The organism is Mesorhizobium sp. M7A.F.Ca.MR.148.00.0.0, assembly GCF_003997735.1.
Classification (GTDB): Bacteria; Pseudomonadota; Alphaproteobacteria; order Rhizobiales; family Rhizobiaceae; genus Mesorhizobium.
The window spans coordinates 21,188-29,213 of record NZ_RZTB01000036.1 but is presented as its reverse complement, the minus strand read 5'-3'; the positions used below and the strand labels follow the sequence as shown (position 1 = coordinate 29,213).

The window sequence follows — 8,026 nt, the reverse complement described above, 5'->3', positions numbered from 1 at the left end:
TCTCGGCGCTGCGCGCCGATCCACCTTCTCCCACAGGGGGAGAAGGGAAGGCGCTGCTTAGTTCACCCCATCCTTCCGCGCGCCGCCACCGGCAGCGTTTCCAGCACCTTGTCGCCGTCGACCAGATTGACCTCGTTGAACAAATTGGTGACGACGCAGCAATGGTCGGGCACGACACGCACGCGCTCGCCGATGCGCAGCTTGCCGTCGCCCGAAAGCGTGACGGTGCCGTGCTCCTCGCTCAGCCCCGTCACCCGCGCTCCCGACACGCCGAGCAACTCGCCGAAATCGGCGAGACCCAGCGTGTCGCTGGACAGCGCCTTGCTCCCGGCATCGAGGATAGCGCGCGTCGCTGTGGGATGGCTGACCACCGTCGACAGCACCGTCAGTGCGCAGTCGTCGAGGCCGCCGACGCCTTTGGCGACTTGATAGCGGTCGAGATAGATATAGGTGCCTGGACGATACTCGGTGACAACAGATGTATCGCTGGAGCGCCACATATCCGGCGTGCCGCCGCTGGAGATGCGTTCGCAGGCGAGGCCCGACGCGGCCAGTGCCTGCTTGGCCCCGGCGAGCCAGGCTTCGGCCGCCGCTGCCCGCCCGGCGGCCGGGTAAGTCATCAGCCCTCCAAAGGCGAGGCCACCGGCTCTGTCGATCTGTCTTGCCAGCGCAACCGCTTCATCAGCCGACTGCACGCCGCAGCGTCCCATGCCGGTGTCGCATTCGACCAGCACCGGCAGTCGATGGCCGGCATCGGTGAAGGTGGTTGCCAGCCCTTCGAGCGTCTCCATGCTGTCCGCTGTCACCGACAGGGTGACGCGCCCGTGCAGCGCCAGAAGGCGTTCCAGCTTGGCGCGCCCAAGGATGTTGTAGGGGAGAAAAATATCGGTCAGCCCGGCATCGGCCATCACCTCGGCCTCGCCGATCTTCTGGCAGGTGATGCCGACGGCGCCGGCCGCTATCTGCTTCTTCGCCCAGTAGGGCAATTTGTGCGTCTTGATATGCGGCCGGAGCTTCAGCCCGTTCTTGTCGGCATGCGCCTGGGCGCGGGCAATGTTGGCTTCCGCGCGCGCGGCGTCGATCAGGATGGATGGCGTATCGAGATCGTGGACGGTCGGCATCATCTTTCACCCCATGAGGAATCCGCGGGTTTTATGGCCCTGAAAATCCGTGATGTCACGCGGCCAGACAAGCGGACCTGTGGTCCATACGCCCTGCGCAACGCCGGACAGGACGGCGAGATGGATCGACACCGCATCGGCGTTCGGCTATGCGATTTGCCAGACAAATCGATACGAAGGGATCATGATCATGAAGCGCTCCGCCATCAACGACATCATCCGCGAAGCCGACGCTTTCATCCGCTCGTTCGGCTACATCATGCCGCCCTTCGCCTATTGGTCGCCGCAGGAGGCGAAGGCGCGTCAGGTCGACTCGTCGGCGGTGTTCACCTCGCGGCTCGGCTGGGACATCACCGATTACGGACAGGAGAAATTCAGGGAACTCGGCCTGTTCCTGTTCACCGTTCGCAACGGCCGCTACGAGGACATGAAGAAGGGCATGGGCATGCTCTATGCCGAGAAGATCATGATCTCGCGCAAGGACCAGCTGTCGCCGATGCACCGCCACAACATCAAGGCCGAGGACATCATCAACCGTGGCGGCGGCAAGCTGGTGCTGGAACTGTTCATGCATGACCGCGACGGCGGCATCGATCCCAAGGCCGAGGTTTCGGTGCCGGTCGACGGAACCATCCACAGGCTGCCCGCGGGCGGGCTCCTGAAGCTCGACCCGGGCCAGAGCGTCACGCTGCTGCCCGGCGTCTGGCATGCCTTCTGGGCCGAGGGCAAGGACGTGCTGATCGGCGAGGTCTCGACCGTCAATGACGATCTCACCGACAATGTGTTTCGCGAACCGATCGGGCGTTTTTCCAACATCGACGAAGACGTTGCCCCGGTCCATCTGCTGGTGTCCGACTACGAGAAGTGGCTGGGGTAGGGGCGCCGCCCTACGCCTTCGGTGACGCCAGTCACACGGTCGAAAGTTAGCCCGTGGCGCCTACCTACTGCGATCCTTGTTCGACCGATCCTGCCGCTTCCTCCCTGAAGACGACCTTTGTGCCTCTTTGCACTTCGGAGGCGAGGTCTTCGGCATCCCAGTTGGTCAGCCTGATGCAACCATGCGAGAAGGTCTTTCCGATCTTGCCTGGGTCCGGAGTCCCGTGAATGCCATAACTATCGATGGACAAATCGATCCAGACCGATCCCACCGGATTGTTTGGCCCGGCAGCGATCGTGAAGGGGCGCTTCGTCTTCACTCCCTTGAAGGCAAACTCGGGATCGTAGTGATAGGTTGGGTGGCGCACCACGCGTTTGACCTCTGCCTCGCCACTCGGCGCGGGCTTCTCCTGGCTCCCGATCGAGGCGGGGTACGTCGCAAGCACTTTGCCGGAAGGGTCGAGCACGCGAACCTGGCGAGCGCTCTTGTCGACCTCGACGTTCCCAATGTCTTGCGGCGGATCACCTCGGGTTACAGCTGGCACCAGCAGTTTTTGCCCCGCTCTCCTGAAGCCGATGCCGGGATTGAGCCGTTCAAGCAGTTCCTCGCTGCTGTGGAAGCGCTCCGCCATCTTTTCCAGGGCATTGTGATAGGCGAGCCGGGGCAGGCGGGCCATCCTCTCCATGCGCGTCGGAATTCGCCTGGTGAACGGTCCCCGCACATCCTTGCGCGTCAACTCGTAGGTCTCAAGCGCGGGGCGCGAGGAGCTCGCGACCAGCTTGTCCCATGTCTCGCGGGTAAGCTTGCCGTCGGCAGGCAGTCCGTTGGCCGCTTGAAACGCACTGACTGCCCGGCTGAAGTTCTCCGCTTGGCGGCCATCGATCAGGCCTGGCGAGAAGCGTGCACGATCCAGGAGGATTTGCGCCTTCAGAACGGTCGCACTGACGCCTTTCGCTTCGCTGCCGTCAAATTGGGCGTTGTTGACAGTGGCCGCGTCCAGTTTTGCCGCCGCCGTTGCATCCCATGCCATGACGAGCATGGCGGCAGCGGCAAGAACGAGCCTGATCATGGAGGTCACACTCCTGTATGAGCACCTGCTTCTATGACGTCGCATGGCCGATCTGGTTCCATTCCCCTGGCTGCGTCCGACTGCCGAGTGCCGATGCGCCGCAGCGAACCCGGACCAGGGAGCACCCGGCGGTGGCGCGGGTGCATTGTTGATAAGGGTCCGCCATCATCCAGATGGATGGCGACTCTCGCCAGCGCATGTGTTGGCTTCAAGTCGAAGCGCAGCTCGGTGACCGAGGAGAGCCAGCATGCAATTTCCTGCCCAGAAGGACAGAAGACCGGCAGCCGAGGATGAGCGCCAGGCCCGGCTTGAGAAAACAGCCAGGCTCAAGCAGCTTCGGTCCTATGCTTCCTGGCTTTCGTCCGACCCAAACGCCCAACTTCACGATGAGATAGACTGCTCGGTGCTGATCGAGGGAGGCGTGATACGAGACAAAGCGTGGAGCCTGGGCTGATCGGCAGGTGACACGACCGGGCGGCGAGGGTTTCACCGCCAACGATGATCGGCCGACAATTTGTTTGGCGAGCCGATCGGCCGCAACAGTGGCGGCAGGCTGACTTCGCGTCAGTGACAGCAGCCTTGCTGCGCGCTCGTCCTGCACAGGCAGGACGAGGTGATCGGCACATCCGCCCTGGCCAGCGCTGCGGCAAGGCTTGTCTGCAATATCGGCAATTCATCAGTCTCGCCGCGCTGTTTCAGGCATTCCACCAGCCCGTGCAGTGCCCAGACATTGTTCGGGTGCTGGGCGCAGCGCTGCACCGTGCCGCTCAGGCCCAAATCGTCGCGATAGACCTGCTCGGCTTCCTTCGCGTGGCCCTGGTCGAGAAGCAGCGCTGCCAGCGCATGGCGCGGCGGGTGCATCCAGGCCCACGGCTCGGTGTAGGACAAATTGTCGTCAAGCTCGACCGCATGCCGCAAATGGCCATACGCCTCCTCATGCCCGCCCCGGTGGTACGCCAGCTCGCCGTCGAGCAGAGCGACACCGACAGCCAGCGAAGCCTGCGCCGGGTTGCTGAGGAAGCGCCGCTCGGGCGCAATGCCTTTCAGATGCCGATGGAACGCTTCGCGCTCGCGCTCGGCTTCAGCAAATTGCCTGAGCGTCGCATGGGCGACACCCTTGGCGTAGTGCTGGATGGCCGCCGTCAGCACATAGAGGCTTGGCTCGTCGGTCGCCGGTTCCTCGATGATCTCCTGCCAGCGGCCGAAGCGCACTTGCACATGCGATTTCATCGCATGGTAGCCTTCCACCGTCTGCGTGAGCTTTGGCCGGCCGGGGATGGCGACCACGTCGCGCGCGACCAGGCTGCGCACTCTGTCGGCGGCCCACAGTGCAGGCTGGTACTGGCCCGACAACATGCAGGTGAACATCATCAGATGCAGATCGTGGCAGCAGCCGAGCAAATAGTAGGTCGGCTCGTCGGCATAGGCGAGATAGAGGTCGTTGGCGCGCACTGCCTTTTCGCTGGCGCGTTTGGCTTTCTCATACTCGCCGCACAGCACATAGATGTGCCCCGGCATGTGGTTCATGTGCCCGGCATCGGGGCACATTTCGCCGAGCAGATCCGCTGACCGCATGCCGCGTTCCGGCATGGTGGACATTTCCAGGAGATGGATGTGCAGGTGGACGATCGCCGGATGTTGTGCTGCGCCGGCCTCATCGGCAAGCCGGATCGACCGCTCGCAGACGTCGAGCGCTTCGACGACATCGGAATTCGGCGCCGGCGCGCCGGTCTTGAGGTTCCACAGCCGCCGCACCGTGCGCATCATCAGCGCTTCGACCAGCAGTGCCATCACATCATGGTCGTCGGGAAAGTCCCGATACACAAGCCGCATCGCGGCGGCATAGCTGTCATCCCACCGTTCGAATTCCTCCGGGCTCACCCGGTGCGGCTTCTGAAAGCGGGCGGCCAGCGCTTCGATCAGCCGCTTCTCGACCACACTGGCGGCAGCCGCATCGGCCCGCGCAAGCTGGACATGCTCGAAGCAGCGCCTTGTCGCGCTGTCGGCCTCGGCGTCGCCGTGCTCCTTCCAGGTCAGATTGTAGAAAGGTCCGGCGGCATAGGCGATGCCCCAATGCACCATCGGACATTCAGGGTCTGTTTCGAGCGCCTTCTCAAAACACTTGATGCCTTCCTCATGGTTGAAGCCGTAGCACCAGTTGAGGCCAACATCGAACCAACGCTGGGTTTCTGAAGAACGAGTGGAGATGGGACGGCGGTAGGTGCCGAGGTCGAAGCGGTCCATGTCGTCTCATTTCAATTCTGATTGCCAGCGAGCCAGCTCTGGTCAGACTCCTTCGCCATCAATGTGTGCCGAAACTGGCGGGCATGGCAAACGCAACGAGTGCCATCGCTGCTTGCATTTGGATACTGTCGCCGCTTTTAGCTGGTCTCTCGGGACGGTGTTTCATCTTGCCAGCCGGCTAGCTCAGGCAGGTCGTCCAGCCAGCTTTTCTCCGTCATCAGGGCATCGCCGGCCTGCGGAGCAGCCTCGGTGGCGTTTTGGATGAGCCAGTCCATCCACTTGCGATAGGCGGCCGGGGCCAACTCGGGCGGCAACACCTTGGCCTTGGCCAGCATGCGTTTGCGGAAACTCACCTGCCTGCGGAGTTTCGTTGTCGTGAATTTGATGGCCTTGCCCTGGTATTCGACCGTCCAGCGCCCGTCGCCGTGGCTGGCGAGCCTGTCGATGGCGAAGCCGGCGTCCACCGGCCTATCCCGCCACGGAAGCTCGACCGCATTCTTCCTCAGATCGAGTGCCCATCGCCTGTAGTCGGTCCCGGCACGCTGGGGCGGCAGCACCCCAGCCTGTTCGAATATCTTCCTGCGGAAGGTCGGCTGCTTCTTAAGCTGGCCTGTCGTCAGCTCGATGCGATGCCCACGGAATTCGACATGCCAGCGGATCCTGCCATTGCCGAAATACTTGACCAGCCTGTCGATGACGAACTCGCCATCGGAGAGCGTCACGCAGCCTTGGCTGATGCGTTCGAGAATGTACTGGCTGTCAGTGGTCATCACGCGGCCTCGTGGAGGAGCCTTTCATGAAGCTTCACTAAGGCCGACGCAACGACCAGGCAATCTCGCCTTATATGCTTCCGTCGCATAGACACCGATGGCGCCCGTTTCGCCCGCGCGCTCGTCCTGACCAGCGGCTTAGGAGCAGCGGCCCGGCGTCGGGGGGTATCGAGGGGGACTGGCGCCGAGCCTAACCGGCTTGGAGGGGCAGTGCCGGCTGTCCGAATTATAAGCCTTTTTATGCGTCTATGCTAATTTAATTAAAGGACCATGTTCCGCTCCCAGGCGCCAGATCGAAGAGGCTAGGAATCCGGGAGGCCCGCATGAACCATCTGGGCGGCGAGGAAGCGGCAAGGAAGAAGAGCCGGCAGGTTACCAGAGGCGCGGGCTTCCCGCGTTAAAGCACATTCCGCTGCAAGTGAGGCGCCTGCGTGTGAGGAACGCCACACCGCTGCCCTGGGCATCGGTTGCGGGGTGACGGTGCGCCAGTTCAACAAGCTGCCGGCAGATAAGCAGGTGGAGGTGCACTGCGCCTCTCGCTGATCTCACCATCGAACCTGGACCAGCCAGATCCCGAGCCGGTCGACACTCGAGCCATTCCCCGCGGGCACCTGTCCAACGGTCGGAAGCTGGCAATCGGCCGATGGGTTGAGAGGCAGGAAGATCTTGCCCGCAGCATGGCCCATCAATGCATGCGGCTGCCCACAGCGGGCACCAGGAGGAGCGGCAGGCTGGCCGCCAGGAAAGCGCGCGCTGGCGCCAAGCTTCGCGGTCATTTGCCGCCCGTCCCATTTCAGCACAGGGTTGCTGGCATTGCTCTTGCACCGGACCTGTTGCTGGGTGAACCCCGGTCCTGATCGCGTACCCGATTAGGTAGTAGGCTCGACGGGCTTCGAGGGCGTTGGGGTCTTCGCCCGGCGAGTTTGCCAACTTCCTGTCCTTTTGGCGGCTTTTAGCATCAGCTTGACAACTTGATCCCCCCAAAGCACCTTCGGCGAGTGGAAATGCGAGGAGCATCTATGAAAAAAATCTATGAAAAGCCTGTCCTGACGAAGCGAGGAATCCTTTCCTCAATCACGGCGCAAGTCGTCGAGTCGGGTCCTGCTACGTCGGACTGAGCCGATCTCGACATAACGGGAGGCCCGCCGGCTCGGTTCGGTGGGCTTTTTGCTTTCCTAAGCAGGTTCCAAGCACTCTAGACCCTGCCCGCTGCCACTTCCTGGTCGCGGGCTTTTGGTTTGTTCGGGGCAAGTTGGAATGCCGTCAGCGTCCCTTCCGTGCTTCGTCATGCGAAGCTGCTGCATTACCGGGAGGAGAAATAATGTGGGATGCGTCCAAAGCGGCGATGATACGGTGTCGACGGTGGCGTGACGCCGGGCGCAAGGGGAGGGCTTTGAATGGACATCGTCATTCGCGAACTGGTGGGCCTCGAAGAGATAGCGGCCATCTACCCGCTCTATGAGCAAACCGGGTCCATGCCGGAGAGCCTGTTTCGTGAGCGGCTGGCCGCAATGATCGCCCAAGGCAACTATCGCTGCGTTGCCGCCTTCATCGGTGAAAGGATGGTCGGCATGTCGGGCTTCTGGATAGGGGTACAGCTATGGGCAGGAAAGTGGGCGGAGGCCGACCATGTGGTTGTCGATGCCCAGATGCGCAGTGCTGGCATCGGTGCCAAACTGATGGCGTGGATCGAGGAGGAAGCAGCGCGTGTCGGCTGCGACATCACCCGCATCTCGATGGTTCTCGGCAAGGAGCGCACACACAAGTTCTACAGCCGCAACGGCTATGCCGATGATGCGCTCATTCTGGTGAAGCCGCTGAGTGCGTGGGCCGAGACCGAGTTCCCAGAATATGCTGCGCACAAAGTGGCGATGGAGCGCGGCTAGAACGCCGCAACGCCCGACATAGTCGACGAAGTTGCCTTGGGACCAAGCGAACTTTCGCC

The 8,026-nt window shown here is 62.5% G+C and carries 7 protein-coding genes; 3 read left to right on the top strand and 4 right to left on the bottom strand.

Features of this window, described 5'->3' with window-relative positions; translation table 11 throughout:
- Window positions 1-62: 62 nt before the first annotated feature.
- Window positions 63-1,121 carry a D-TA family PLP-dependent enzyme gene (locus tag EOB49_RS16045; protein WP_164781699.1) on the bottom strand — a complete coding sequence of 353 codons (1,059 nt, stop codon included), beginning with the start codon at window positions 1,119-1,121 and terminating at the stop codon, window positions 63-65.
- Between the two features lie 190 nt (window positions 1,122-1,311).
- Between EOB49_RS16045 and EOB49_RS16040 the strand changes: the two genes are divergently transcribed.
- Window positions 1,312-1,998: a D-lyxose/D-mannose family sugar isomerase gene (locus EOB49_RS16040; RefSeq protein WP_127258087.1), complete on the top strand. Its 687-nt coding sequence runs from the start codon at window positions 1,312-1,314 to the stop codon at window positions 1,996-1,998.
- A gap of 64 nt (window positions 1,999-2,062) precedes the next feature.
- On the opposite strand, the gene EOB49_RS16035 is transcribed toward EOB49_RS16040, so the two are convergent.
- On the bottom strand, window positions 2,063-3,037 hold the full coding sequence (locus tag EOB49_RS16035; RefSeq protein WP_245472724.1) for a L,D-transpeptidase: 975 nt from the start codon (window positions 3,035-3,037) through the stop codon (window positions 2,063-2,065).
- Window positions 3,038-3,314: 277 nt separating this feature from the next.
- On the opposite strand from EOB49_RS16035, the gene EOB49_RS16030 reads away from it, so the two are divergent.
- Window positions 3,315-3,521 (top strand): hypothetical protein, encoded by a 207-nt coding sequence (locus EOB49_RS16030; protein WP_164762279.1) that lies wholly within the window; start codon window positions 3,315-3,317, stop codon window positions 3,519-3,521.
- 110 nt (window positions 3,522-3,631) lie between these two features.
- Here EOB49_RS16030 and EOB49_RS16025 read toward each other — a convergent pair whose 3' ends face one another.
- Window positions 3,632-5,311, bottom strand: a complete 1,680-nt coding sequence (locus EOB49_RS16025) for a hypothetical protein (protein WP_127381519.1) — start codon at window positions 5,309-5,311, stop codon at window positions 3,632-3,634.
- Between the two features lie 137 nt (window positions 5,312-5,448).
- A complete protein-coding gene (locus EOB49_RS16020; protein WP_127381518.1) occupies window positions 5,449-6,081 on the bottom strand; it encodes a hypothetical protein in 633 nt (210 codons plus the stop codon).
- 1,397 nt (window positions 6,082-7,478) lie between these two features.
- On the opposite strand from EOB49_RS16020, the gene EOB49_RS16010 reads away from it, so the two are divergent.
- On the top strand, window positions 7,479-7,967 hold the full coding sequence (locus EOB49_RS16010; protein ID WP_127381516.1) for a GNAT family N-acetyltransferase: 489 nt from the start codon (window positions 7,479-7,481) through the stop codon (window positions 7,965-7,967).
- The last annotated feature ends 59 nt before the right edge of the window (window positions 7,968-8,026 follow it).